We start from the raw sequence: 26,070 nt of genomic DNA, 5'->3' as shown, positions 1-26,070 counted from the left end.
CTACACGTCCACGACGACCTTGCCCACGACGCCCTCCTCCACCGCCGCGTGGGCGTCGGCGGTGCGCTCCAGCGGGAAGCGGTGCAGCGGCAGCCCCGACTCCTCGCCGGACCGCAGGGCGCCGTCCCGCAGGGCCGCGGTGACGGCCGCGACCGCCTCGCGCTTCGCGGCGTCCGGCATGGTGTAGACGAGCACGCCGTGCCAGCGCAGATTGCGCGCGAAGGTCTCCCTGACGGGCAGCGTGAACTCGGCGCCGCCGTTGTCGGCGTAGTAGGCGACGACGCTGTTCGGCGCCAGCACCGCCAGGTCGAGCCCGCTGTTCACCGCCACCGCGACCTCCACGACGATGTCCACGCCCTCCGGCGCGGCGCGGCGGATCTCCGCGGCCGGGTCGGGGGCCGTGTAGTCCACGACGTGGTGCGCCCCCGCGGCACGGGCGAGCTCCGCCTTGTAGGGGTTGCTGACCGTGGCCACGACGAACGCCCCCGCCCAGCGCGCGAGCTGGATCGCCGCGTGGCCGACCGCGCCCGCACCGCCCGCGACCAGGACGTTCCGGCCGCCGAGGACGCCCGGGGCGAGCCTGGCCGGGCCGCCTTCCGCCACCGTCAGCGCGCGATGCGCGGTCATCGCCGGGATCCCGAGGCTCGCGCCGGTGTCGAAGGACGCGGTCGCGGGCAGCGGCACGGCGTGTGCCTCCGGGAGCGTCACGTACTCCTGGGCGGTGCCGTCCGCCCGCTGCCAGGCGGCCTCCCACAGCCACACCCGCTCACCGGTCCGTCCGGGGTCGACGCCCTCCCCGACCGCGTCGACCACCCCGGCGCCGTCCTGGTTCGGCACCTGCTCCGCGACCGTGGCGGGCGGCCCGCCGCGCCGCGACTTCCAGTCCGTCGGGTTGACCCCCGACACCTCGACCCGTACCCGTACCTCGCCAGGACCCGGCTGCGGCAGCGGCCGCTCGGTCAGGCGCAGCACCTCGGGGCCGCCGCCTTCCGTGTACACGATGGCCTTCATGATCCGTACAAGGCGGCGCCGGGGCGCATTCTTCCCGCCGCGCGCGTGTCCGGTCCGGGTAGGGCCGGCCGGTGCCGGCCGCCCTCGCCCCCGGCGGCGCCTCGTCCTGCACTCCCTGTACGCGCTGCACCACGACGGGTACGTACGGCAGCGGCACGCGGCGCACGTCGCCGGGGTGGCCGAGCCCTGGCGCCGGGGAGCGAGGCACGCCGCGTGCACGGGCGGTTCGCCGCGGAGCACCCGGAGTTCCTCGCCCTCACCGAGCGCCGCGTGGTGCTGCGGGCCGCGGCCGTGGAGACCACGGACCACGCGTCGCCACGACAGATGCGGGCGGGGCGGGGCGCGCGCCGAGGGGCGTTACGCGCGCGCCGCCCGTTCGCACAGGACGGCCGCGCCGGACGGTTCCGGCGGGGGCTCGGGGATACCCACCGCGGCCGCGCCCGGCGACCGGTGCGGGGAGCGGGGGACGAAGGCTCCGCTGGTGCCGCCGCGACCGCGGTGGACCAGGACGCCGGAGACCGGATCGGGGACGGCGTCGAGCGCCGCGCGAGTGCCGGGCAGGGCGCGCCATGCGAGCCAGTGCTCCTCTTCACGGAAGCACAACTCGAAGACGACGCCCCACCCGTACGAGTGCCATTCCCACGCCAGTGCACGGTTGGTGACCGCCGACTCCACGAGCGTCGGCGCATACGCGTCACGCCATGCCGCGGCGGATGTGCTGGCGTTGAGGACTTCGATGGACCACCAGTCCGCTGCCATACCCAAAACGATAGGCACTTCGCAAGTCGCCCGCCAGGGTCCTGCCCCTGACGGCGCGTCACACAGGGTCGGCCGAGGCCAGCAACTCCGTCACGCGCGCCGCGAAGCGGGCGTCGCAGGGGTGGGGGACACCGGTGCGCACGGCCGTGAGCAGGGCGTCGATGGCGTTGCCGAAGGCGGGCACGGGACCGTCGGCGCGGCCGGGGAGCGAGACGACCCCGGAGGTGCCGCGCAGCTCGACGGTCATGCCGGCGGCCGCCGGCGGGGCCGTGAGGCTGAGCGCCGCCGTGCTGGAGGCGCCGCTGTCGTGCCGCAGCACCAGGTGGACGGTGTCGCCGGGCCCCTGGACGGCGGTGAGCGCGGTGACGTCCCCGAGGACCGGGAGGAGCACGGACAGCGCGTGCGGCCCGACGTCCCACAGCGCGCCCTTCTCGCGCCGCCAGGGCGACGCGGCGAAGGGGCTGTCGCCGGAGGTGAACACCGATCCGAACCACTCCGCACGCGCGGTGAACCAGCCGTCCACGGCGGCCTGCTCGTCGATCCAGGCGGAACTCGTGGCGTCGAAGCGGAGGGTGAAGAAGACCACCGACGCGACCCCGGCGGCCTCGGCCACGTCGGCGACGAGGCGGGCGTCGGTCACGGTCGTCGCGACCGGCTTGTCGAGCAGCAGGTGCCGGCCGGCCTCGGCGGCACGCACGGCCAGCGGGGCCTGCACGTCCGGGGGCAGGGCGATGGCGACGGCGTCCACGTCGCCGATGAGCTCGTCCACGTCGGCGTAGGCACGGGTGCCGAGGGTCGCGGCGAGTGCGGCCGCCGCCTCGGGGCGGCGGCCCCAGATCCCGGTGAACTCGACGTCGGGGTGGGCGACGAGGGCGGGGCCGTGGGCGATCTCCGCCCAGGGGCCGGTGCCGAGCAGTCCGATGCGCATGGTCACCGCTCCCCCGCCGGCTCGGTGTGGCTGCGGTACCAGGTGCGGTCGAGCTCGACGACGTCGACGGCGGTCTGCACGCTCAGCCCCGGCGTCGGCGCGAGGTGCTCCCGCAGCAGTTCCAGGACGGCCTCGCTCAGCTGCGTCCTGGCCTCGGGCGTGCGCCCGGACAGGACGGCGGCCCGGACGAACACCAGCGCGTGCTCGGGGGCGCCGTCGGCGAGGACGTACTCGTCGGACCGGCGGAAGCGGGTCTTGCACGCCTCCACCCTGGTGTCGATGGTCTTGGCGACCAGCGGGTGCAACGCGGTCGCGAAGCCGCGCCGGTCGAAGGCGTCCGCGAGGTTGCCGGTGTAGTCCACGGTGATGTGAGGCATGGCACACACCCTACGTCCCTGGTCACGGCGGTCCGCGGGGGCCCGTCCCCGGGGCGGTGGAAGGCCTTCCGCAAGCCCTGCCGGGGTGTCCGGCAGGTGGGACGGCAGCGCGTTCACATCGGGTTAACACACGGGCAATGGATGTGAAATCGCAGGTTGTGAGGCTGCAGCGGCAACACCACCCACCCGCAAGGCCCACGCCAACAAGGATGACGCCCGTGAGCTACAAGGCCGAGTACATCTGGATCGACGGTACCGAGCCGACCGCGAAGCTGCGCTCGAAGACCAAGATCCTCGCCGACGGCGCGGAGCCCGGTGTGTGGGGCTTCGACGGCTCCAGCACCAACCAGGCCGAGGGCCACAGCTCGGACCGCGTGCTCAAGCCCGTCGCCACGTACCCGGACCCGATCCGCGGCGGCGACGACCTGCTGGTGCTGTGCGAGGTCTTCAACATCGACGACACCCCGCACTCCTCCAACACCCGTGCCCTGCTGCGCCCGGTCGCCGAGCAGTTCGCGGGCCAGGAGTCGCTGTTCGGCATCGAGCAGGAGTACACCTTCTTCCAGGGCTCGCGCCCGCTGGGCTTCCCCGAGGCCGGCTACCCGGCCCCGCAGGGCGGCTACTACTGCGGCGTCGGCGCCGACGAGATCTTCGGCCGCGAGATCGTCGAGCAGCACCTCGACAACTGCCTCGCCGCGGGCCTGGGCATCTCCGGCATCAACGCCGAGGTCATGCCCGGCCAGTGGGAGTTCCAGGTCGGCCCGCTCAGCCCCCTGGAGGTCGCCGACCAGCTGTGGGTCGCGCGCTGGCTGCTCTACCGCACCGCCGAGGAGTTCGGCGTCTCCGCCACCCTGCACCCCAAGCCGGCCCAGGGCGACTGGAACGGCGCGGGCGCGCACACCAACTTCTCCACCAAGGCCATGCGCGAGGGCTACGACGCGATCATCGAGGCCTGCGAGGCCCTGGGCCGCGACGACAAGCCGATGGAGCACATCAAGAGTTACGGCTCCGGCGTCGAGGCCCGCCTGACCGGCGCCCACGAGACCGCCCCCTGGAGCGAGTACAGCTACGGCGTCTCCGACCGCGGCGCCTCGGTCCGCATCCCGTGGCAGGTCGAGGTCGACAAGAAGGGCTACATCGAGGACCGCCGGCCCAACGCCAACGTCGACCCCTACGTCGTCACCCGCCTCATCGTCGGCACCTGCTGCTCCGCGCTGGAGAAGGCCGACCTCGTCTGACGCTCCGCACCATCCCCGAGGGCGCCCGTCCACACGCCGGGCGCCCTCGGCGCGTTCACGGCACGTTCACGGCGCGCGGACGGCCTCGAAGAGGAAGCAGCCGTACTCCACGGCCCGTACGTGCACCAGGGCGACCCGCGGATCGGCGAACCGGGCCGCCAGGACGGCGTCGGCGGCGCCCGCGGCGACCTCGTCCGCGGTCAGCCGGACCAGCCGGCCGCCGAGGATGCGGCCCCGGGCGTCGTAGCACCGGAGGACCCGCCGCTCGCCGTGCAGGGCCGCGGGGTAGCCGGGGGCGTCCGGCGGGCCGGGGCAGTCCTCCGCGGCGGCGTGCACGAAGACCGGCCCGGTCTCGTCGTACGGGCCGGGGTCGGCCCCGGTCGCGGCGGCCCAGCGGCGCAGCGGCGCGTAGGCGGCCAGCGCGATCCGCTCCCCCGGTGCGCTGTGCCGCAGGCAGCAGCGGAGCGGGGCGCCGCCCTCCGGGTCCGGCTCGGGGCGGGGGACGAGACCGGCGTCGTCGCCGCCCCGCAACTCCTCGGCGACGGCCGGGTCGAGGGCCCGGACCTCGTACGCGATGCGATGGGTGTCCATGCCCCCAGCGTCGCCCGGACCGGTCAGGAGGTCCGGCGGGATTCGGACGTCGTCTCAGGGCCCGCCACGCGGCGCGGTCGCCGGGCAGCCCGAGCCGGGCGAAGAGGGCACCCCGGTTGCCACCGCGCGGATCCCACAAGGTGTCGTGCGCGGCCAGGGCCCCGGCGTAGGCACGCTGGGCCGGGGTGGCGGTGTGGGCTGCCGGCCAGCCCTCGGGGAAGAACCGGGGCAGATAGGGGCCCAGGTCCGGGTCGGGGTGGCGCCACAGGATCAGCGGCAGGACGGCGAGGGCCGCGGGCAGCAGCCGCTCGGGGTCGGTGACGCGCCGGCACAGGGCGGCGGCGACGGTGAAGCGGGGCCGGCCGGTGAACGTGGCGGGCTTGCGGCCGAACGCCGCGTCGAGCGCGGCCGGGTCGCGCAGGGCGTCCAGCAGCACCGTGTGCGCGTCCTCGTCGCCGTCGAGGGCGGGGGCGAGCGCGGCGCAGACCCGCACGGCCGGTTCGGGGTCGGCGAGCAGGGCCCTGGGCGCCTCGCCCAGCTCCCCCAGGTGGACGGCGAGGGCGGCGCGCTCGTCCGCCCCGGCCGCGACCGAGGCCGCGGTGAGGACCCGGACGACCTCGTCCCTGCGGCCGGCGAGCGCCGGGTGCGCGGCCGTGCGCGCCACGCAGGCGGCCGCGGCGATCCGCACCTGCGGGTCGGGGTCGGTCAGGTGGACGGCGGCTGCCGCGTGGACGGCGGGCAGGGCGTCGTACACCCCCACCGCCGCGCGGACGACCGCCAGGTCGGCCATCTCGTCGTCCCACAGGGCCTGCTGCTCCTCCTCGTCCGCGTTCGCCCAGGCCTCCTGCCACGCGTCGGCCGCCGAGCCGTCCGCGGGGAACGCCCGCGCCCGCCACTCCTGCGCCTCCGCCGGGTCGGGCGCCGCCTCCGCCGCGTACCGCAGGAAGGCCAGCAGAGCCTGCCTGGGTGCGGCCGGGTGCTCCCCGGCGAGCAGTTCCGCGACCTGGCGGACGGCCGGCGGTGTGGCGGGCCAGGGTGTGCCCTGGTGGACGATCGCCCCGTTGAGGTGCTCCAGGGCGGCCCGGACGTCCGCCTCCCGGCCGGTGCGCAGGGCGGCCAGATGCCGCGGGGTGTCCGTGGCGGCGCCGTAGGCGTGGAACAGCCGTGCCCAGTCGGTCTCGTGCATGCGGCCATCATGGCGCGGGGCACCGACAACCCCTGCTCGCGGGCCGGTTGGGCACTCCGGCACCGGGGCGGCGCGCGGTGGCGGGGTGACCATCCCAGGATTCACTCGTTCTACGGAACGTGAACGCCCAGCACGCGACCGCCACCCGTCCCCGGCACGGCGCAGCCGTCATCGTGGACGTCGAGGAGGCGGAGGCCGCACTCGTCGAGAACTACCCGCACCTGGTCCGGCTGGCCTACCTGACGCTGCCGCCGTCGCTCGGCCGGCACCGGAGGGTGCTGACCGCCCACACCCTGACGCAGGGCGTGCTGCCGCGCTCGCCGTGCGAGCCGGACCCCGCCGTGGTGGACGTCCCCGGGCCGCGGGGGACCGTGGACCCGGCGTACGCCCTGGTGCGGCAGGAAGTGCTGGACACGGCACTGGCGTTCGGCCGCGAGCGGGGCTGGCGGGGCCGGCTGCGCAGGACGGTGGTGGGCGGTCCGGCCCCGTACGTCTGGGGCCTGCGGCTGCACACCAAGGCGACCGGGACGGACGAGGCGGAGCTGGACCGGGCGCTGTCCGGGCTGAGCGCGGCCGGACGGGCGGCCTACGCGCTGCTGGAACTGGAGCGGCCCCGGCACGCGGACGGCCGCGAGGTGCGCAGGCTGCTGGTGGCCGCCGGCGTGGCCGACCCGCGGGGCGCCCTGAAGGCCGCCAAGGCGGTGCCGGAGGGACTGCTGCTGGGCGGCAGCGGGTTCGACCCGTGCACGGTGCAGGCCCGGCCGACGGATCTGCTGCGCAGGCGGCAGCACGTACGGGTGGGCCTCATCGCGGCGGGCGCGATCGCCGTGACCGCGACCCTGGTCGCGGTGCTGACCGGCGGGCAGGACCCGTACGCGGCGGGCGGGTCGCCGGGTGGCGCGTACGGGACCGCGGATCTGCTGGACCCGGCGAAGCTGGTGCGGGTGCAGGACACCGCGTGGACCCGCGCCTCCCGGGTGGACTTCACGGCCTGGCCGGCCCGCGGCGGGCGCGCCGGCGACCGGGCGCTGCTGGGCCGGGCGATGGCGGTGTGGGCGCACCCCTCCGGCAACGTCGCCGTGTCGGCCACCACGGGCACCGCCGAGGGACTGCCCGCACAGCAGCCGCAGTTGCTGTACGCGGGGGACGTGGACGGCGCCACCGTGGTGCTGATGTACGACGGCCTGCGCCTGGTGCGCTACGCCGAGCCGCGCGACGGCGGGGGCTCGGCGGCCCTGGACTTCGCCCGGGTGGACGGCGCGGGCGTGACCACGGCGGCCGTGGTGCTGGGCCGCACGGACGGCAACACCCGGTTCCTGACCGCCCCCTGGGTCACCGAGGCGGCCTCCCGCGACCTGCGGGACCCGAGGCGCGCCCCGGCGAAACTGGACCGCACGGCGGACGGGGTGACCGAGCCGGTGCGGATGCCCGGTGCGGACAGCCGTCCCGGGGTGTGCGGGGACACCTGGCCCGCGCTGCAGTTCCGGGCCACCGGCGGGCTCGGCGTGGACCGGCCGTTCCTCCTCACCGACCTCGGCGACCTCGTGCCGGCGCACCTGACGTACCAGCCCGCCTCGGACGCCACGCCGCTGGAGGCGACCGGCCCCACGGGGCTGGCGAACGTGGCCCGGACGGCCTGCAACCTCTCCTCCATGAGCGGCCTGGGCACCCGGTCGGTCAACGTCTGGCGGTACGCGACGCAGCGGCTGCCGGAGGACAACGGGCAGGCGTCGTGGGTCTGCGCCCGCGCCGACACCTGGCGCGGCACGGACGGCCGGGCGCTGGCGCTGTTCCTGCCCCCGGTCTCCGAGCCGGGCACCCCGGGCGCACCGGTGGGCCAGAGCGGCCGGGACAGCGGGGCGTGCGGCCGGGCGGTGCCGCAGGTCCTGGCCGGTGCGCTGTGGAAGTCCACGGCCGGCCACTGGTACCTGCTGGCGGCGGGCAGCCGTGACGTGACGCGGATCAAGGCCACGGGCGGCGTGACCGGCGCCTCGAAGGGCCCGACGATGGCGGTGCGGGCCGAACAGGGCGCCCGGGCCGAGCTGTCGGCGGTGCTCGACTCGGGCGCGGCGCTCACGACGCTGCGCTGAGCCCGCCCTCCCCCGCCCCGGTGGCCCGTTCCGCGGGAGGACCGGCCGCCGGGGCGCCGCGCGGGGAGCGGGCGCGGCGCGGTGCTCCCCCGTCGGGGTGCCAGCCGAACGCGAGGCAGCTGCCGGCGACGCCGAGCAGCAGGCCGACGAAGAAGCCGCCGAGGTTCGAGGTGACCCAGCTGCCCAGGGCCAGCAGGACACCGACGACCGAGTAGAAGAGCCGCTGGGCCGGGTTGAGGAGGATCAGCAGCCCGCAGATCACCATCAGCCCGGGCAGCAGGTAACCCGCCAGTCCCTGCGCGCCGATGTGCAGGACGACGGGCAGCGCGGCCTTCTCGGTCACCAGGATCTCGGCGCCGCCGAGGGTCAGCAGGACTCCTCCCCAGAAGGGGCGGCGGCCGCGCCAGCGACGGAAGCCGGTCATCAGCAGCCCTCGCCGCTGAACTTCAGTTTCAGGCCGGGCAGTTTGAACACCGCGGCCGTCGTGGCGTAGTTGGTCTGCCGCAGGTTGTCGATGGTCACGGTGTCGGACTGCTGGCTGAAGACGCCGATCGGACCCTGGACGCCGGCCTTGTCGAGGGTGCTGGCGTCGTTGCCGATCTCGATGCCGTCGAAGGCGGCGTCGCCGGACAGCTCGGTGGAGTCGGTGGTCAGCCCGCGGGCGGTGACCTTCTCCGCGCCGCCGCCCGCCGTGATGACGAGGTTGGTGGCGCCGAGGTCGACGCTCTGGCAGAGGTCGGTGAGCGTCGCCTTCTTGATCGCGGAGACGACGACCAGGACCTGGCCGCCGGTGTCACCGGTGTTCGGGCTGCCCTCGGCCATCGAGTCGAGGCCGCCGAACTGCGCGAAGCCCTCGCCCTTGAGTTCGGTGGCGGTGACGGTGAACGGCATCCCGGAGATCGTGAACTGCACCCCGAGCGCGCCCTGCGCGGTGAGCACCATGAGCGTGGCGCCGATCGCGGCGGCGGGCACGGCCATCACGGCGGCACGGCGCCAGCGGACGCGGCCGGGCCGTTCGGGGGTGGCCGGTGTGGCGGGTGTGGCGGTGCCGGTGGTTCCGGGCTCTGCGGACGAGGCCATGGCTGCTCCCAGGACATGCGAATGCGGAGGAACGAGCTGACTGGCGCGGTGTCCTGGCGCGGACAGCGGCTGCGCACGTCCGTCCCCGGCGCCTCCCGGCGTGGCGCGAGGGCGTTCACGGTACGGCGCAGTGGCCGGGGTGGAAGTTACAACCGGGTAGGGGCCGGGTCAAAGGCCTTTTGTTCGTCTCATGGTGACGGTGCGTCGGTTCTGTGACGGAGGGGCGCGGCGGGCGCCAGGCAGGGCGGCGAGGAGGCGCGGGCCGGCGGCCGCGGCTCGGCGAGCCGTGCCGCGGCGGCTTCCGGCCCGAGGAAAGGACGGCGGCCCTGCCGTTTTCGTGAACTGACCGGACCGCCGCGCCAACCCCCCACGCGGCGCCGCGAGCCGCCCGGACCTGGCCGTACCCTTGGTAACTACCTCCTGCCGAAGGGTTCAGTTCCGGGCGGCGATGCGGCACCCTGTCGTGCCATGACGACTCCCGCGGACGTCCCCGGGCGCGCCGTCCGGCCCTCCCTGCGCGCGCTGTACTTCGTGCCGCTGATGCTCGCGTGCGGCTACCTGGCGCTGCTCCTGCTGCTGTTCGCCGGCGGCACGGCGGCGTACTTCGCCTGGACCGTCCGCTCCCCGCTGACCGCGGCCACCCTCGGTGCCTCGTACGCCTCCGGGGTGGCCCTGTTCGCGGTGGGGCTGCGGCTGCGGCGGTGGGTGGACGTGCGGATCGTGGCGTACACCTCGCTGGCCCAGCTGGTGCTCATGCTGGGCGTCGCCGTGCTGCACCACGACCGCCTGCACCTGACCGAGGGGGAGGTCGGCGGCTTCCTCGGCGCGTGGGGCTTCGTCGCCGTCCACGCCGTGATGCCGGTCGTGGGGCTGGTCCTGCTGGCCGTACAGTCCCGCGCTCCGGGCGGCGACCCGCCGCGGTCCGGGCCGGCCGACCTCTTCACCGGGGTGCCCATCGCCTGGGTGGCGCTGGTGGGCTGCGGCCTCGGGGCGGCCATGCTCGCGGTGCCCGGCGCGCTGAGCGGCGTGTGGCCGTGGCCGGTGACCGACCTCGACCTGCGGGCGCTGGGCGTGTGGACGCTCACCTTCGGCCTCGGCTCGCTGTGGGCGCTGCGCGAGGGCGATCCGGAGCGGATGCGCGCGGGCGCGGCCGGCTACGCCGCGGTCGGCGCCTTCTCGCTCCTGGCGGTCCTCACCCACCCCGGCGCCATGGACTGGGGCTCGGCCTTCGCCTGGCTGTACGTGCTGGGCATGCTGGGGCTCGTCGGCATGGGCCTGGTGGGCCTGGCCCTCGCGGGACCCGCCGAGCGATGGCCCGGAAACGGTTCCCTGACAATGGAGGCATGAACGACCTCTCCTTCCGCCTCGCACTGCCCGACGACGCCGCCCTCCTCGTCCGCCTCCGGGACGACGCGGCCCGCTGGATGCAGGAGCACGGCATCGACCAGTGGAAGCCCGGCGAGATGGACGAGGACCACTTCCGCACGCGCATGGCGGCGGGCGAGGTCTGGCTCACCGAACGCGAGGGCCGGATGGTCGGCGCCTGGGAGCTGTGGTGGGACGACGAGCACGCCTGGGGGGTGCGCCCGCCGGACGCGGGCTACGTCCACCGGCTCATGGTGGACCGGACGACCGCCCCGCGCGGTACCGGCCGGGCCATGCTCGACCGGGCGGAGCGCCGCATCGCCGAGTCCGGCCGCCCGTACGCGCGGCTGGACTGCGTGGCGGCCAACCCGCAACTGCGGGCGTACTACGAGGGCGCGGGCTACGCCGTCGTCGGAAAGCAGCCCCACAAGCAGAGCGGCAAGGGCAGCCCGTACGCGGTGACCCTGCTGGAGAAGAAGCTGTAGGCGCACGGAACGCGGCGGAGCGGCCCGCCCGGAGGTCGGGGGCGGGCCGCTCCGCGGTGTGCGGCTCACGGGGGCGCCGGGTCAGGTCTCCCGGCGCCGGGCCCGTTCATAGGCATCATGGGCCGCGCGCCGGATCTCCTCCCGGTCGCGGAGCACTTCCTCCATCTCCTGGTCGATCCCGGGGCCCGGGCCTGGCCCGCGGTCGGTGAGCTGGTCGTAGAGGTAGCGGCAGGCCGCGTCCTCGGTGTCGAAGCGCCGGTGCGGGTCGTGCACGCCGCGTTCGTAGTTGCCGACCACCCACGCGTCGCCCTCCTGCCGGAGGTACCTGAAGTCCGGGGGCCTCAGGTCGAACTCGTGGAATCCGGGGACCTCGTACAGCCCGCCGGGCACCCCGCGGAGGCGAGCGCCTCGCACAGTTCACGCCGGTCCCTGGTCGGGGCCCATCAGTTCAGGCGGATGAGGAAACCTTTGGTGACGAGGTTGAGTACCGAGTCGTCCGTGCCCGGGACTGTTCCCTTGAGCACGTACTGGAGGCCGTTGCCCGGCTGCCCGAACCAGGGCTCCGCGGGTCCCGCGAGGACCGTGAAGGGCTTGACGACCTTGTACAGGTGGTAGTTGAAGGGGTAGCCCGCGTCGAAGGTGTTGAGGCTCGACGGGGGAATGGAGCGCTGGGAGTACGGCGAGCCCGCCGGCGCGAGGAACCTGCCGCTCTCGTTGCCGAAGCGGTCGATCCTCTGTCCGACGGCCAGGGTCAGGTCCACGGGGGTGACGTCCGTCCGGGCCCGAGCCGGGGCGGTCGTGGGGGGCCGCGATCTGTGCGCCCGGCCCCCAGTCGTCGGCGTGGGCGGGGACGACCGCGCCCAGGAGGGTGCCGACGAGCAGGACGAACAGGGCGGGAAGGCTGGAAAGCGATATTCGCTGGCGCCGCTTCAAGGGTCCAGGGGACGACGGGAACGAGGCCTCCCGGGACGGAAATCACCGTGCGTCACCGGAGCCGCGCGGATATTTACCCCTGCCGGATCACCCACCGGAACCGACGCGCCGCCGATTCATCCGGATGGCCACCCACTTCGCCCGTACGCAGCACCGCCCGGCCGGGACCCGCGGAGAGCGGGCCGCCGACCGGGCGGTCACGGAACGTGTCGCTACTTCCGGACGAACACCGCGACGGTGCGGCCCGGCACGGTGAAGGTGCCGGACGCGGCGTCATAGGAGGCCCGCTTCACCACGGCGTCGGAGCCCGCGGCCTGCACCGGGTGGAGGGCGTAGCCCTTCCCCGACAGGGCGCCGACCCGCTGGTCCTGGGCCTTCGGGGTCGCGTTGAAGACCACCACCAGCCGGCCCAGCTGCGCGGTGATGACGCCCGGGGTCTCCTGCTCGCCCGAGAGGGGGAAGGACAGCTGCTCCTGGACCTGTGCCGCCGTGGTCAGCCCGAAGGCCGGCTCGGTGGAGCGGATCCGCAGCAGGTCCTGGTACGCGGCCGAGGCCGAGGTGGTCTGCGCGCAGCCGACCCGGAGCGTGTCCGCGGTCAGCAGCGGCTTCGCGAAGGACCACTTGGACTCGTTGTCGGCCTTGGGGGGCAGGCCGCGGCCGAAGCCGTTGCCCGAGGAGCAGTCCCAGTGGATGGCGTTGAACCAGTCGCCGGAGTCGTACGAGTTGCGGTCCAGGGACTTGGAGCGCAGCAGGTCCGAGCCCGCCTGGTAGAGCGCCGGCCCCTGGGAGAGGGCCGGGACGGCCTCGGCGACGACCTGCATGCGTGCCCGGTCGGCGGGCGAGGTGCCCTGGGGCAGCTTGAACGCGAGCGCGTCGTACAGGGCCTCGTTGTCGTGGGCGTCGGCGTAGGCGAGGGCGTCGCCGGGGGCGTCCGCGTATCCGGCGGGTGAGCCGTTGTAGTCGACCTCGGCGCCGCTGACCTCCTTGCCGCTGCTGTCGGTGAAGGAGAAGGACTTCAGGTTGCCGGTGAGGCCGACCTTGATGAGGTCCTGGTAGTGCAGCAGGCGGGCCCGCTGCTCGGCCTCGCTGCCGTTGGCGGCGGAACCGTTGGGCTCGTTGAACAGGCCCGAGGCGAAGCCCTGGACGCCCGGGTCGGAGTCGAAGGGGCCGCCGCCGCGGACCGCGTCGCGGGCCCGGTCGGAGAAGGTGGCGACTCCGGTGCCGGCCATGTTCTTCTGGGTGGCCTGCACGAAGCGGGCGTCGTCGGCGACCTCGCCGAAGTTCCACCCCTCGCCGTAGAGGATGATCTTCTTGCCGTCGACGCCGTCCTTCGCGGGGGTCAGCGCGTCCAGCGCCTTGCGGACGGCGAGGATGTTCGCCTTGGGGTGGTGGCCCATCAGGTCGAAGCGGAAGCCGTCGACCTTGTACTCCTTGGCCCAGGTGACGATCGAGTCGACGACCAGCTTGCCCATCATCGCGTTCTCGGTCGCGGTGTTGGAGCAGCAGGTGGAGTTGGCGACGGTGCCGTCGTCCAGCAGGCGCTGGTAGTAGCCGGGGACGATCCTGTCGAGGACGGACTTGTCGTCCTGGCCGCTCGCGGCGGTGTGGTTGTAGACCACGTCCATGACGACCCGCAGGCCCGCCTGGTTGAGCCCCTGCACCATCTTCCGGAACTCGACGGTGCGCTTCGTGCCGTCCGGGTCGGTGGCGTAGGAGCCCTCGGGGACGGTGTAGTGGAAGGGGTCGTAACCCCAGTTGTAGGCGTCCTTCGCGGCGACCGCGGCCACGCACTCCTGCTGCTTGTCGGAGTCGGCCGGGTAGGCGCCCAGGTCGCAGTCGACGGTGGCCTGGTCGGCGCTCTTCTCCGCGACGGTGGCGAAGTCGAACGCCGGCAGCAGGTGGACGTAGGAGATCCCGGACTTCGCCAGCGCCTTCAGGTGCGTCATCCCCGCCGAGCCGGTGTCGGTGAAGGCGGTGTACTTGCCCTTGTCCCGGGCGGGGACGGTGGAGTCCGCGACGGAGAAGTCCCGGATGTGCAGTTCCTGGATCTGCGCGTTGTTCAGGCCCACGGCCTTGGGCTTGGCCAGGTGCGACCAGCCGCCCGGGGCGAGCTTCGCGTCGTCGAGGTCGACCACCAGGCTCTGCTTCGAGTCGGCGGTCAGGGCGACCGAGTAGGGGTCGGTGACGGTGTTGGTGACGACCTTCTGCACGCCGGGCGCCCAGACCGTGACGACGTAGCGGTACGTCTTGCCGGTCCAGCTCTGCTTGCCGGTCACGCTCCACACGCCGGTGGAGGCGTCGCGCCGCATCGGGACGGTGGTGCCGTCCAGGTCCAGGGCGACGGACCGGGCGGTGGGGGCCCATACGGAGAGCGTGGGCCTGCCGCCGGTGAAGACCGGGCCGAGGGCGGCCTCGGTCGCCTTGGCCGCGTACAGGTCGTCCAGGACGCCCTGGATCTGGACGCCGGTGGCGGACAGCAAGGCGCCATTGGCAAGGTGCTGGGTGGCGACGACCTGGCCGGTGAGGGCGGTGCGGACCCGGTCGCGGTCGCGCGGGTCGATCGTGAAGGCCGCGTAGTCCTTCAGGTGCGGGAAGCGGGCCTTCTGGGCGTCGGTCAGGCCGCCCGTGACGCGCTGCAGGCGCAGCCAATGGCCCTCGCCGGTCAGAGCGCCGTCCTTGATCGCCAGGCCGCCGTCCGGGGCGTAGACCAGCTGGTAACTCGCGGCGGTGTCGCCGGTCTTCCACGCGACGGTGTCGGCGTCGATCCACTGGGCCTTGGCCGCGGACAGGTCGAGGTCGGCGGAGGAGCCGGACGTGGAGGGCAGCAGGTACTTCTCGGTGCCGTTCAGCAGCCACACCTCGTGTCCGTGGGTGGCGAGGTCCAGCGACTGGTCGGCGGGCAGGTCCTTGGTGTCGCCCTTGTGGAGGATGTAGCTGAGTGACGTGGCGCCCGCGGCGAGCGGCACCTCGAAGACCGCGCCGTAGGCGTCGGTCCGCACCGGCTGCAGCGGGGCGGTCCAGTCGGTCGGGTTCGCGGCGCCGGTCCAGGTGTGCAGGCCCCAGCCCGCGTAGTCCCCGTCCGCCCGGTGGTAGTGGAGGACCGCCTTCGTCCTGTCCTGCCCCGGCTCGGTGCCGGACGGGGCCTGGGTGGCGACGGCCTCCTTGCCCTGCTCCACCCAGAGCTCACCGTTCTTGGTGACGTCGATGAAGCGGTCGGCGGCGACGTCCTTGGTGCCGTCCTTGTCGATGACGAGGTAACCGACGCTGGACGCCCCCGGCTTGAGCTTGACGTAGGCGAAGGCGCCGTAGGCGTCGCGGCCGATGAAGTCGTGGCCGGCCGGCCAGGTGGTGCCCTCGCCGTCGGCGATGTCGCCCCAGGCGTACAGGCGCCAGTCCGTGTAGTTGTTGTCCGCGCGCTTGTAGTGGACGACGGCGTAGTCGCGGCTGCTCGCCACCGGGGGCTGCGGCGGAACCGGGGTGCCGCTGGTGGTCCCGGCGGTGGTGCTCGCGGTGCGGCCTGCGGAATCGATCACGACGGCCTTGTACCGCAGCGCGGTGCCGGGCGTCACGTCGTCACCGACCGTCTGGGTGACCTTGTACGGCGCGTGGTCCGCGGAGCCGAGGACCTTCCACGGCCCGTTGCCGGTCTGCGCGGCGAAGACCACGCGGTTGAGCTGCCCGCCGTCGACGTCGGCGGAGAGCTCGACGGTGCCGGTGGCACCCGCGGCGGGGGCCTTCAGGGTGAGGGCCGGCCGGGCGGCGGGGGCGCCGAGCGGCTTGCCCGCCTTGTAGACCACGGTGGACAGCGCCGGGACGGTCACGCCGATCTTCCGGTCGGCGCCGCTGGTGACGGAGCCCTCGGTGCCGTAGAGGGCGGTGAAGGCGGCGTTCGCGGAGCCCGTGGGGACGTCGGCGGTCCGCGCCTCGGTCGCGTTGTTGACGGCGACGACGTACTCGGTGCGGGTCTTCGCGTCGGTGCGGGAGAAGGCGTAGATCCCGGCGCCGTCGGCGACGTGGCGCTCGGTCTGGACTCCGTCGGCGAGCGCCGGGTGGGCCTTGCGGAGCGCGGCCAGCTTCGCGATCGCCCGGTAGAGGGGTGCGCCGGTGTCGTAGGCGTCGCTCGCGTGGGTGCGGTCAGTGCCCAGCTGGTCGTCGTCGAGGTAGTCGGCGGCCTTGGACGCGAACATCGTCTGGCGGGCGTCCTTGTCGCCGCCGGCGCCGGTGAAGCCCTGCTCGTCGCCGTAGTAGACGACCGGGTTGCCGCGCGAGAGGAACATCAGCTCGTTGGCGAGCCGGTCCCGCCGCACGAGTTCGGCGTCGTCGGCCTTCGGGTTGTCCTGCTTCAGGAACGTGCCGATGCGGCCCATGTCGTGGTTGCCGAGGAAGGTGACCTGCTCGTACGCGTTGGCCTTGTCGGTCGTGTACCGGTAGTCGTCACCGAAGACCCCGGCCAGCTTCGCCGCGGAGCCGCCCTGGGAGGCGTACTGACGGGCGGCGTCCTGGAAGGGGAAGTCGAGCGTCGAGTCGAGGCGGCCCTGCGTGACGTATGGGGACGTGATGGCGGTGTCGGCGGAGTAGACCTCGCCGAACATGAAGAAGTCCTTGCGGCCGTGCTTGGCCGCGTAGGAGTCGAGGGCCGTGGCCCACTGGGTCCAGAACGGCAGGTCGACGTGCTTGACGGTGTCGATGCGGAAGCCGTCGACGGCGAAGTCGCGGACCCACTTCCCGTAGATCTCCTCCATGCCCCTCACGACCTCGGGACGCTCGGTCCACAGGTCGTCCAGGCCGGAGAAGTCGCCCTGGTCGGAGCTCTCGCCGGCGAAGGTGGAGTCGCCCCGGTTGTGGTACATCGTCGGGTCGTTGAGCCAGGCCGGGACCTTGCTCTTGGCGGTGACGACGGGGGTGCGGGGGAAGGAGTCGCGGTCGACGGCGGGGAAGCCCTTGCCGCCCTTCGCGTAGTCGGCGTCGTCGAAGGGCACGCCGTCCTTCGTCAGGTAGGGGAACGCGCCCTTGGAGAGGTAGCCGTAGGACTTCTCGTCGTAGTCGACGACGTCGGCGGTGTGGTTGGTGATGACGTCGAAGAAGACCTTCATGCCCTTGGCGTGGGCCTTGGATATCAGCGCCTTGAGGTCGGCGTTGCTGCCGAAGTGGGGGTCGACCTGGGTGAAGTCGGTGATCCAGTAACCGTGGTAGCCGGCCGACGCCTGATCGCCCGAGCCCTGGACGGGCCGGTTCTTGAAGATCGGCGCCATCCATATCGCGGTGGTGCCGAGGCCCTTGATGTAGTCGAGCCGCCGGGTGAGCCCCTTGAGGTCACCGCCCTGGTAGAAGCCCTTGTCGGTGGGGTCGTAGCCGGTGCTGAGCCGGGTGCCGGTCAGACCGCCCCTGTCGTTGGACGCGTCGCCGTTGGCGAAACGGTCCGGCAGTACGAAGTAGAACTGCTCCCGCGTGAGGTCGTGACGCGCCGCCTGGGCGGCGAGCGCCGCGTCGGAGGGCGGTGGGGGCGGGGCGGCCGCCGAGGCGGCGGGTGCCGAGGCGGGGACGGCGAGGGCGGCGGCGAGGGCCGCCACCGCGACGGCTGCGGCGCCGCGTCTGCGCGCGCGTGGGCGCGTGGACGCGGGCAGCCCGGTGTGCTGGGCCACGGGGTGTTCTCCTTGCGGAATCCGTGTGCGGACGGTTGTACCTCTGGGAGCCCACGCGCCATGAGCCATCGCCCGGCAGCGGTGCCGGACCGTGACCGGGACCGTACCTCTTACAGCAGGCTTACAGCAAGATGTCGCAAGGATTTCCAACAGGACGGCCTCGACTGCGGCGGAACGCAGATGACGCCCCGTCACATCCCGGTCCGCCGCGGCCGGTCGCCGAACACTATGAACGCAAAGGCCACGGCTCTGGACCCCCACCGCCTCTGTCCCCAAGCATCGGGGCCCGCGCAACGAAGCGCCGGACGACGGAAGGACGAGACGATGGTCACCGGGCACTCCCCCCACCGCCCCCGGTCCGGATCCGCAGGACACCGCATCTCCGTGACGATCGCGGGCGTCGCCGCCCTCCTCGCCACCGCCCTGGCCGGGCCCGTACCGGCGTCCGCGGCCGACGGGCCCGCCCCCGCCGACTGCCCGGCGGAGCTGGCGGCGGAGGCCACCTGCTACCGGGGCCAGGACGCAGGCGGCGCCTTCTACGCCATGGCGGTCCCGCACGACTGGAACGGCTCGCTGGTCGTCCACGCCCACGGCGGCCCCGACCTCGGCGACACCTCCGACCCCGAACGCAGCACCGGGGACCTGGCGCGCTGGTCGGTCATGGTGAAGGAGGGATACGCCTGGGCGGGCTCCTCCTACCGCCGCGGCGGCTACGGCACGCGGATGGCGGCGAAGGACACCGAGAACGTGCGGCGGCTGTTCGTGGGGCGCTTCGGCACGCCGCGCCGGACCTTCGTCCACGGCCAGTCCTGGGGCGGCGACGTGGCGGCCAAGGTAGCCGAGATCTACGGCACCGGCCGCCATGCGCCGTACGACGGCGCCCTGCTGACCAGCGGTGTCCTGGGCGGCGGTTCACGCGGCTACGACTACCGGGTGGACCTGCGCGTGGTCTACCAGTACTACTGCCGCAACCACCCCAGGCCCACCGAGCCCCCGTACCCCCTGTGGATGGGGCTGCGCGCCGACTCGACGATGACCACCACCGGACTCCGCTCCCGCCTGCAGGAGTGCACCGGCTACGCCTCGCCCCCGCAGGAGCGCACCGCCCTGCAACAGCGCAACCTGGACGACATCCTGGCGGTGACCGGGATCCCGGAGCGGACGCTGGAGTCGCACCTGCGGTTCGCCACCTTCACCTTCCGCGACATCGTGCACAACCGGCTCGGCGGCCGGAACCCGTTCGACAACAGCACCGTCCGCTACACCGGCTCGCACGACGACGCGGCGCTCAACGCGGGCGTGGAGCGCTTCGCCGCCGACCCCACGGCCCGCCGGGACCTGTCCTACGACAGCGACGTCACCGGCGCCGTGTCGATCCCCGTGCTCACCGTCCACGCCATCGACGACCCGACCGCCTTCGTCGAGCACGAGGCGGCCTACCGGGCCTCCCTGGAGGGCGCCCACCGCGGGCGGCTGCTGGTGCAGAACTTCACGCGGGAGAGCGAGCACAGCGAGCTGAGCGACGCGGAGTACGCCGCCGCGATGCGGTCACTGGCGACCTGGGCACGGACCGGGCGCAAGCCCACCCCGGCCTCGGTGGCGGCCTCCTGCCCGGCGTTCGACGCCACCTACGGCACGGGGTGTTTCTTCGAACCGGGGTACGTCCCCCGCTCCTACGCCTCCCGCGTGTACCCCCGCCCGGGGGCGCGGCACTGGCCGGCGCTGTCCGCCGCCCAGGAGCGCGTGTGGAGCCGTCTGGACGGCGTGGGCATCGCACCCTGACCCCCTCCCACCTGCGGTCCCGCCCTTCCGAAAGGTCCCTGCAGAATCTTGCAGAAAGTTTCTGCAGGGGCCTTCCGTCCTGGCCGGAGCGGCTGTTACGTTCCTCTTCAGCCCGGTTCGGCCGGCCGGGGGTCCGCCCCTGACGGCGGGTCCCACGCGCCCGGCCGGCTGGACCGGTCGCCACCGAGACGGAGGCGGGCCCAGGACCGACGAAGCCACCCCGCTGCGCCCCGCCCGGGGCAGGTCCAGGGCCCGCCTCAACACCCGCCGCGCATCAGGCACGGTCGGGGGCGATCAGAGACGACCGGAGACGATCAGGAACGCCGGCCGGCGCCGGGCGCCTGACCCGTGGAGCCGCGGACGACCAGCTCCGTCTGGAAGACGAACTCCGCACGCTGCACCGGGTTGCCGCCGATCTCCTCCAGCAACGCGTTCACCGCGGCCGCGCCCATCGCCTCGACCGGCTGGCGGACCGTGGTCAGCGGCGGGTCGGTGAAGGCGATCAGCGGCGAGTCGTCGTAGCCGACGACCGACACGTCCCCGGGGACGGTCAGCCCCCGTTCCCGCACCGCGCGCACCGCGCCGAGCGCCATCAGGTCGCTGCCGCAGACGATGCCCGTGCAGCCCTTGTCCAGCAGCGCCCCGGCGGCCGCGTGGCCGCCCTCCACGGAGAAGAGGGTGTGCTGGACGTACTCCGCGGCCTGCTCCTCGCCGAGCCCGAGCAGGCTGCCCAGCGACTCCACGAAGCCCTCGACCTTGCGGTGCACGGGCACGAAGCGGTTGGGCCCGACGGCCAGGCCGATCCGCTGGTGCCCGAGCTCCACCAGGTGCTGGACGGCGATGCGCGCCGAGGCGCGCTCGTCCGGCGAGATGTACGGCCCGGCGATCGCCGGGTTGAAGCCGTTGACCAGCACGTAGGGCACGCCCTGGCCGAGCAGGCGGGCGTAGCGCTCGGGGTCGGCGGTGACGTCCGCGTGCAGCCCGGACAGGAAGACGATGCCGCGCACCCCGCGCTCCACGAGCGCCTCCACCAGTTCGTCCTCGGTGGAGCCGCCGGGGTGCTGGGTGCACAGCACCGCGGTGTAGCCGTAGCCGGTCAGGTTCTGCTCGATGACCTGGGCGAAGGCGGGGAAGATCGGGTTGTTGAGCTCGGGGGTGATCAGCCCGATCTGGCCGGCGCTGCGCTGGCGCAGCCGCACCGGACGCTCGTAGCCGAGCACGTCCAGTGCGGCCAGCACCTTCTGCCGGGTGGCGGGGGCGACCCCCGCCTTCCCGTTCAGCACGCGGCTGGCGGTGGCCTCGCTGACCCCCGCCTGGGCCGCGATGTCGGCAAGTCGAGCGGTGGTGTTCACAGTCCCCGACCCTATGCGACCGCGCCGCACGTCAAACGGCCCACCAGACGGTCGTGTCGGCCGGGAGGACGACCCCGTCCGCCGTGACCTCCACGGGGGAACTGGCCAGCAGCACCCGGCCCGGCGCGGGCAGCGTCACCGGAGCTCCGGTGGTGTTGACGGTGCACGCGAAGCCGGGCCGGCGGAAGGACAGCACGCCCTGCGGGGCGTCCTGCCACTGGACCGACTCGCCCGCGCCGAGGCCGTCCCGCTCGCGGCGCAGCCGCAGCGCGGAGCGGTACAGCTCCAGGGTGGAGTCCGGGTCGCCGGTCTGTGCGGCGACGCTGAGCCCCGCCCACTCCTCGGGCTGCGGCAGCCAGCTGCCGCCGCTGCCGAAGCCGTGGCTGGGGCCCTCGGCGGTCCACGGGATCGGCACCCGGCAGCCGTCGCGGAAGCCGTCCTGGCCGGCGGCGCGGAAGAACGCCGGGTCCTGACGGGCCTCGTCGGGCAGGTCGGTGACCTCGGGCAGGCCCAGTTCCTCGCCCTGGTAGACGTACGCGGAGCCGGGCAGGGCCAGCATCAGCAGGGAGGCGGCGCGGGCGCGGCGCAGGTCGTAGCCCTTCCCGTCGGGGGACAGCCGGGTGGCGTGGCGGACCACGTCGTGGTTGGACAGGACCCAGGTGGTGGGCGCGGCGACCGGGCGCATGGCGTCGAGCGAGCGGTCGATGACCTCGCGCAGCTCGACGGCGTCCCACTTCGTGCCGAGGTACTGGAAGTTGAAGGCCTGGTGCAGTTCGTCGGCGCGGACGTAGTTGGCGGTGCGCTCGACGGTGGGGGTCCAGGCCTCGGCGACGGCGATGCGCTCGCCGTCGTACTCGTCGAGGATGCGCCGCCACGAGCGGTAGACCTCGTGGACGCCGTCCTGGTCGAAGAAGGGCAGGACATCGTTGCCAAGGAGCTTGAGCTGCTCGTGGGCGCCGATGTCGGGCAGGCCGTCGGCCTTGACCAGGCCGTGGGCGACGTCGATGCGGAAGCCGTCGACGCCCATGTCGAGCCAGAAGCGCAGGATCGAGCGGAACTCGTCCTGGACGGCCGGGTGCTCCCAGTTGAAGTCGGGCTGCTCGGGCGCGAACAGGTGCAGGAACCACTCGCCGTCGGCGGCACGGGTCCAGGCCGGCCCGCCGAAGATGGACTCCCAGTCGTTGGGGGGCAGTTCGCCGTTCTCGCCCTTGCCGGGACGGAAGTGGTAGCGCGCCCGCAGCGGCGAGCCGGGACCCTCGCGCAGCGCCTGCTTGAACCACTCGTGCTGGTCGGAGGAGTGGTTGGGGACCAGGTCGACGATGATCCGCAGACCCAGCCGGTGGGCGTCGCGGATCAGGCCGTCGGCGTCGTGGAGGGTGCCGAACATCGGGTCGATGGCCCGGTAGTCGGCGACGTCGTAACCGGCGTCGGCCTGCGGGGAGGCGTAGAAGGGGCTCAGCCAGACGGCGTCGACGCCGAGGTCGCGCAGGTACGGGAGCCGCTCGCGGACGCCGGGGATGTCGCCCATGCCGTCGCCGTTCCCGTCGGCGAAGCTGCGGGGGTAGACCTGGTAGATGACCGCGTCTCTCCACCAGTCCGTGGTGGCCACGGGCTGGTCGCAGGAGTGGGGGTGACGGGTGGAGTCCGCCAGGTACTGGGTCATGGTGATCCCTTGGAAAAGTGGTTGCTCGTGCGGCGAGGGGGCGAGGCCGGGGCACCCGGCCGGTGGGCCGGGTGCCCCGGGTCGGACGACGGTCAGGACTTGGCCGCGCCGGCGGTGAGGCCGGTGACCAGGTGCCGCTGGACGACGTAGAAGAAGGCCGACGCGGGGACGGCGATGAGCACGGACGTGGCGGCCATCAGATCCCACTGGTTGTCGTGCTCGCTGATGAAGGTGGTCAGTCCGACGGCGAGGGTGTACTTGTCGTCGCCGAGCATGAAGACCGAGGCGTAGGCGACCTCTCCCCACGCCGTGAGGAAGGTGTAGAAGGCCGCCACCGCCAGACCCGGACGGGCCAGGGGCAGGACCAGCCGGTAGAAGGTGCCGAACGGGGTGAGGCCGTCGACCCGTCCGGCTTCGTCGATCTCCTGCGGGATGGTGTCGAAGTAGCCCTTGAGCAGCCACGCGCAGTACGGCACGGCGGTGGTGCAGTAGACCAGGATCAGCGCCCAGTACGTGTCCAGCAGACCCAGGTCGGCCAGGATGTTGTACAGCGGCACCATGAGGATGGCGACCGGGAACATCTGGGTCACCAGGAAGATCCACATCAGCTGCCGGTGGCCGGGGAAGCGCATCCGGGAGACCGCGTAGCCGGAACTGGCGGCGATGAACACGCCCAGCACGCAGGTGCCGAGGGCGACGATCATGGAGTTCAGGAACCACTGCAGGAAGTTCGTGTCGCCGAGGACCTTGGTGTAGTTCTCGAAGCTGAACTTGCCGGCGATGTCGGCCGGGTGCAGGAAGTCGGTCTTGTCGGGGCCGAAGGAGACCCAGGCGATCCACAGCACGGGGAAGGCCGCGATGAGGCTCGCGGTGATCAGCACGCCGTGGATCAGCACGGACGCGCCCCGGCTGCGCTCGCCGCGGCCGGTGCGCCGGCGTACGGCCGCGCGGGCGGGGGCGGCGGTCGCGCCCTGGTCGGCCCCCGTGGCGGGGAGGTCTGCGGTGGTGCTCATGGGGGTGGCTGCCCTCTCTTGCGTCATGACGATGTCCTGGCCGGGGGCGGCCGTCAGGCGGCCGCGTTCTCGGAGCGGGCGAGCCAGCGCCGGTACACGGAGGCGAAGACGATGAGCATGGACAGGATGATCACGCCGTAGGCGGCGGACCCGGCGTAGTCACGCGGGTCCTGTCCGAAGCCGAGCCGGTAGGCCCAGGTCACCAGGATCTGGGCGTCCTGTCCCGCGCTCGCGCCGAACAGCAGGAAGATGACGACGAACTGGTTGAAGGTCCAGATGATGCCGAGCAGGATCACCGTGCTGCTCACCGAGCGCAGGCCCGGGAGCGTCACGAAGCGGAACCGCTGCCAGGGGGTGGCGCCGTCCATCTCGGCCGCTTCGTACAGCTCGGAGGGGATCGACTGCAGGCCGCCGAGGAGCGAGACCATCATGAAGGGGACGCCGACCCAGGTGTTGACCATGATCGCCGCGGTCTTCTGCCAGAAGGGGTCGCTCAGCCAGGCGGGCGTCGGCAGGTGCAGCGAGTGCAGGACCGTGTTCAGGATCCCGCCGTCGTCGGCGAGGATCAGCCGCCACGAGAAGACGGTGACGAAGGTGGGCACGGCCCAGGGCAGGATCAGCACCAGCCGGTAGAAGGTGCGGCCGCGGATCTTGCGGTTCAGCAGCATGGCGAGGCCGAGGCCGAGGCCGTAGTGCAGGGTGACGCAGACGGCCGTCCAGATGATGGTCCAGGTGAAGTGCGGCCAGAACTGGTGGTCCGCCCCGGAGAGGATCTCCGTGTAGTTCTTGAAGCCCACCCAGGAGAAGGAGTCCGGGATGTGGTTGACGCCGATCGTCCGGCCGACGTTCTGGCTGTTGGCGTCGGTCAGCGACAGGTAGATGCCGCGGACCAGGGGGTAGAGCACCAGCAGGCCGATGACGGCGACCACCGGCGCCACCATGGCCCAGGCATACCAGTTGCGGTTGTACGACTGCCGGATGCGGCTGAGCGGACCGCGGCGCGGCGCCTCGCCACGCTTGGTCTTCCGGGTCCCGCCCTGGACGGCGACGGTCATCTTCGGCACCTTTTCGAGAGGTTCGCTAAGGGTGGTACGGCCGCACCGCACGGCCGGGGGGCATGCGTGCGGACGCGGGCGGGCCGCCCGGTCCGCCCCCCGCTCGGGGGAGGCGGACCGGACGGCTCATGGCTGCCTTACTGGAAGTCCTTGACGAGCTTCTTGTAGGCGTCGGCGGTCGCGTCCAGCCCCTCCTGGGTGCCGGTCTTGCCCTGCAGGACGTTCGTCAGACCGGTGTTGAAGTCGGCGAACAGGGAGCTGTACTCCGGCAGCTCCGGACGCGGGCGGGCGACGTTGGCCAGGATGTCCTGGAACTCGGCGACGCCGGGAGCGGCCTTGACCTCGGCGGTGTAGGCGGAGGTGCGGGTCGGCAGGGTGCCGTTCTTCAGCGCGATCTTGGCCTGGGTCTCACCCGAGGTCATCCAGCCGACGAACTTCTGGGCGGCTTCCTGGTGGGCCTTGTCCGAGCCGGCGTAGACGGCCAGGTTGTGGCCGCCGGTGGGGGCGCCGGCCTTGCCGGTGGAGCCGGCCGGGACGGAGGAGATGCCCAGGTTGGCCTTGTCGGAGAAGGCCGCGCCCTTGTAGATGTTGGTCAGCTCCCAGGGGCCCTGGACGATCATGGCGACCTTGCCGTTGACGAACGCGTCCTGCATGTGGGCGTAGCTGTCGGCGGTCACGTCGAGCTTGTGGACACCCGGGGCGGCGAGCACGGACTTGCTCGCGTCGACGGCCTTGACGGCCTCGGGCGAGTTGATCGTGATCTTCTTCGCCGCGGCGTCGACCATGTCGGTGCCCTCGCCGAAGAGGAAGGGCAGCTCGTAGTAGGAGTCGGCGCGGAGCCAGAAGCCGTCGACCTTGTCCTTGGCCTTGACGGCCTTGGCGACCGCCTTCAGCTCGTCCCAGGTGGCGGGGGCCTTGTCGAAGCCGGCCTTCTTCAGCAGCTCCTTGTTCCACATGAGCGCGAGGGTGTCGGTGACGATCGGGGCACCGTAGGTCTTGCCCTCGTACTGCGCCTGCTTGAGCAGGGACGGGTTGATGTCACCCTGGTCGGCCAGTGCCGGAGTGCCGTCCAGCGGCGCGAGGAACTGGGACTTCGCCCAGGAGGCGGTCCAGCCGACCTCGGCGCGGACGACGTCCGGGGCGCCCTTGCTGCCGGCGGCCGTCTGGAACTTGTTCTGGGCCTGGTCGAACGGCACGTTGACGTACGTGACCTTGATCTTCGGATTCGCCTTCTCGAAGTCCGCGATCAGAGCCTTGTAGGTCGGCGCCTCGTTCGTCGCGTTCGAGGTGTCCCACCAGGTGATGGTGACGGGACCGCCGGCCTTGTCACTGCCGCCGTCGTCGCCGCCGCAAGCCGTCGCCGCAAGCCCGAGCGCCGCAACCAGCGCGGTGGCCGCTATGCCACGCCGCATGTGATCTCCTCCAGGATGAAAGCCCGTGATGGTGCGGGGCGCGTCGCCGCGTCCCCCCTGCCGACTGCGCCTTTGCGGCCGCCGGGCTGTCGAGGAACGTAACAGGGA

General features: G+C 73.0%; 21 protein-coding genes. 6 read left to right on the top strand and 15 right to left on the bottom strand.

The window, feature by feature from the left end:
* From OG937_30590 to OG937_30575, 4 genes are all read right to left on the bottom strand, one after another.
* Positions 1 to 1,011, bottom strand: coding sequence for an NADPH:quinone reductase (locus OG937_30590; protein ID WUD75732.1), 1,011 nt, complete (start codon positions 1,009 to 1,011; stop codon positions 1 to 3).
* A 357-nt stretch (positions 1,012 to 1,368) separates the two neighbouring features.
* Positions 1,369 to 1,770, bottom strand: coding sequence for a hypothetical protein (locus tag OG937_30585; GenBank protein WUD75731.1), 402 nt, complete (start codon positions 1,768 to 1,770; stop codon positions 1,369 to 1,371).
* Positions 1,771 to 1,828: 58 nt separating this feature from the next.
* Positions 1,829 to 2,698: a Gfo/Idh/MocA family oxidoreductase gene (locus tag OG937_30580; protein WUD75730.1), complete on the bottom strand. Its 870-nt coding sequence runs from the start codon at positions 2,696 to 2,698 to the stop codon at positions 1,829 to 1,831.
* A gap of 2 nt (positions 2,699 to 2,700) precedes the next feature.
* Entirely contained in the window at positions 2,701 to 3,075 is a 375-nt protein-coding gene (locus tag OG937_30575; GenBank protein ID WUD75729.1) for a 5-carboxymethyl-2-hydroxymuconate Delta-isomerase, read from the bottom strand.
* A gap of 218 nt (positions 3,076 to 3,293) precedes the next feature.
* On the opposite strand from OG937_30575, the gene OG937_30570 reads away from it, so the two are divergent.
* Positions 3,294 to 4,313 (top strand): glutamine synthetase beta-grasp domain-containing protein, encoded by a 1,020-nt coding sequence (locus tag OG937_30570; protein ID WUD75728.1) that lies wholly within the window; start codon positions 3,294 to 3,296, stop codon positions 4,311 to 4,313.
* Between the two features lie 66 nt (positions 4,314 to 4,379).
* Here OG937_30570 and OG937_30565 read toward each other — a convergent pair whose 3' ends face one another.
* Positions 4,380 to 4,904 carry a DUF1203 domain-containing protein gene (locus OG937_30565; GenBank protein WUD75727.1) on the bottom strand — a complete coding sequence of 175 codons (525 nt, stop codon included), beginning with the start codon at positions 4,902 to 4,904 and terminating at the stop codon, positions 4,380 to 4,382.
* A 256-nt stretch (positions 4,905 to 5,160) separates the two neighbouring features.
* Here OG937_30565 and OG937_30560 point away from each other — a divergent pair, with 256 nt between their 5' ends.
* Entirely contained in the window at positions 5,161 to 6,213 is a 1,053-nt protein-coding gene (locus tag OG937_30560; GenBank protein WUD75726.1) for a hypothetical protein, read from the top strand.
* Positions 6,210 to 8,180, top strand: a complete 1,971-nt coding sequence (locus tag OG937_30555) for a hypothetical protein (protein WUD75725.1) — start codon at positions 6,210 to 6,212, stop codon at positions 8,178 to 8,180. Before OG937_30560 ends, OG937_30555 begins: the two co-directional genes overlap by 4 nt.
* On the opposite strand, the gene OG937_30550 is transcribed toward OG937_30555, so the two are convergent.
* Both OG937_30550 and OG937_30545 read right to left on the bottom strand, forming a co-directional pair.
* Positions 8,164 to 8,604: a DUF6114 domain-containing protein gene (locus OG937_30550; protein ID WUD75724.1), complete on the bottom strand. Its 441-nt coding sequence runs from the start codon at positions 8,602 to 8,604 to the stop codon at positions 8,164 to 8,166. The genes OG937_30555 and OG937_30550 overlap by 17 nt on opposite strands.
* The gene (locus OG937_30545) at positions 8,604 to 9,260 is read right to left on the bottom strand and encodes a DUF6230 family protein (protein ID WUD75723.1); all 657 of its coding nucleotides are present in this window, start codon (positions 9,258 to 9,260) and stop codon (positions 8,604 to 8,606) included. The genes OG937_30550 and OG937_30545 overlap by 1 nt, the downstream gene beginning before the upstream one ends.
* A 468-nt stretch (positions 9,261 to 9,728) precedes the next feature.
* On the opposite strand from OG937_30545, the gene OG937_30540 reads away from it, so the two are divergent.
* Together OG937_30540 and OG937_30535 are read left to right on the top strand one after the other, a co-directional pair.
* Positions 9,729 to 10,607, top strand: a complete 879-nt coding sequence (locus OG937_30540; protein WUD75722.1) for a hypothetical protein — start codon at positions 9,729 to 9,731, stop codon at positions 10,605 to 10,607.
* Entirely contained in the window at positions 10,604 to 11,110 is a 507-nt protein-coding gene (locus tag OG937_30535; protein ID WUD75721.1) for a GNAT family N-acetyltransferase, read from the top strand. Before OG937_30540 ends, OG937_30535 begins: the two co-directional genes overlap by 4 nt.
* Before the next feature lie 81 nt (positions 11,111 to 11,191).
* Here the strand turns inward: OG937_30535 and OG937_30530 are convergent, their stop codons facing one another.
* The 3 genes from OG937_30530 to pulA form a co-directional block, all read right to left on the bottom strand.
* On the bottom strand, positions 11,192 to 11,524 hold the full coding sequence (locus OG937_30530; protein ID WUD75720.1) for a hypothetical protein: 333 nt from the start codon (positions 11,522 to 11,524) through the stop codon (positions 11,192 to 11,194).
* 29 nt (positions 11,525 to 11,553) lie between these two features.
* The gene (locus OG937_30525; protein ID WUD75719.1) at positions 11,554 to 11,871 is read right to left on the bottom strand and encodes a TNT domain-containing protein; all 318 of its coding nucleotides are present in this window, start codon (positions 11,869 to 11,871) and stop codon (positions 11,554 to 11,556) included.
* Positions 11,872 to 12,255: 384 nt separating this feature from the next.
* Complete coding sequence (pulA, locus tag OG937_30520; GenBank protein ID WUD75718.1) at positions 12,256 to 17,685, bottom strand: pullulanase-type alpha-1,6-glucosidase; 5,430 nt, start codon at positions 17,683 to 17,685, stop codon at positions 12,256 to 12,258.
* A gap of 324 nt (positions 17,686 to 18,009) precedes the next feature.
* Between pulA and OG937_30515 the strand changes: the two genes are divergently transcribed.
* On the top strand, positions 18,010 to 19,467 hold the full coding sequence (locus tag OG937_30515) for a hypothetical protein (GenBank protein ID WUD75717.1): 1,458 nt from the start codon (positions 18,010 to 18,012) through the stop codon (positions 19,465 to 19,467).
* A gap of 314 nt (positions 19,468 to 19,781) precedes the next feature.
* Here the strand turns inward: OG937_30515 and OG937_30510 are convergent, their stop codons facing one another.
* The 5 genes from OG937_30510 to OG937_30490 all read right to left on the bottom strand — a co-directional run bounded on the left by OG937_30510 (position 19,782) and on the right by OG937_30490 (position 25,962).
* Entirely contained in the window at positions 19,782 to 20,819 is a 1,038-nt protein-coding gene (locus OG937_30510; GenBank protein ID WUD75716.1) for a LacI family transcriptional regulator, read from the bottom strand.
* Positions 20,820 to 20,850: 31 nt separating this feature from the next.
* Positions 20,851 to 22,482, bottom strand: coding sequence for a glycoside hydrolase family 13 protein (locus OG937_30505; GenBank protein WUD75715.1), 1,632 nt, complete (start codon positions 22,480 to 22,482; stop codon positions 20,851 to 20,853).
* A gap of 92 nt (positions 22,483 to 22,574) precedes the next feature.
* Positions 22,575 to 23,495 carry a carbohydrate ABC transporter permease gene (locus OG937_30500; protein ID WUD75714.1) on the bottom strand — a complete coding sequence of 307 codons (921 nt, stop codon included), beginning with the start codon at positions 23,493 to 23,495 and terminating at the stop codon, positions 22,575 to 22,577.
* Between the two features lie 53 nt (positions 23,496 to 23,548).
* Positions 23,549 to 24,550 carry a sugar ABC transporter permease gene (locus OG937_30495; protein WUD75713.1) on the bottom strand — a complete coding sequence of 334 codons (1,002 nt, stop codon included), beginning with the start codon at positions 24,548 to 24,550 and terminating at the stop codon, positions 23,549 to 23,551.
* A 137-nt stretch (positions 24,551 to 24,687) separates the two neighbouring features.
* Positions 24,688 to 25,962, bottom strand: a complete 1,275-nt coding sequence (locus OG937_30490; GenBank protein ID WUD75712.1) for an extracellular solute-binding protein — start codon at positions 25,960 to 25,962, stop codon at positions 24,688 to 24,690.
* Positions 25,963 to 26,070 lie beyond the last annotated feature (108 nt).

It is taken from the genome of Streptomyces sp. NBC_00510, assembly GCA_036013505.1.
Taxonomy (GTDB): Bacteria; Actinomycetota; Actinomycetes; order Streptomycetales; family Streptomycetaceae; genus Actinacidiphila.
Note: the sequence above shows the minus strand (reverse complement) of the source record. Positions and strands in the feature narration are given on the sequence as shown.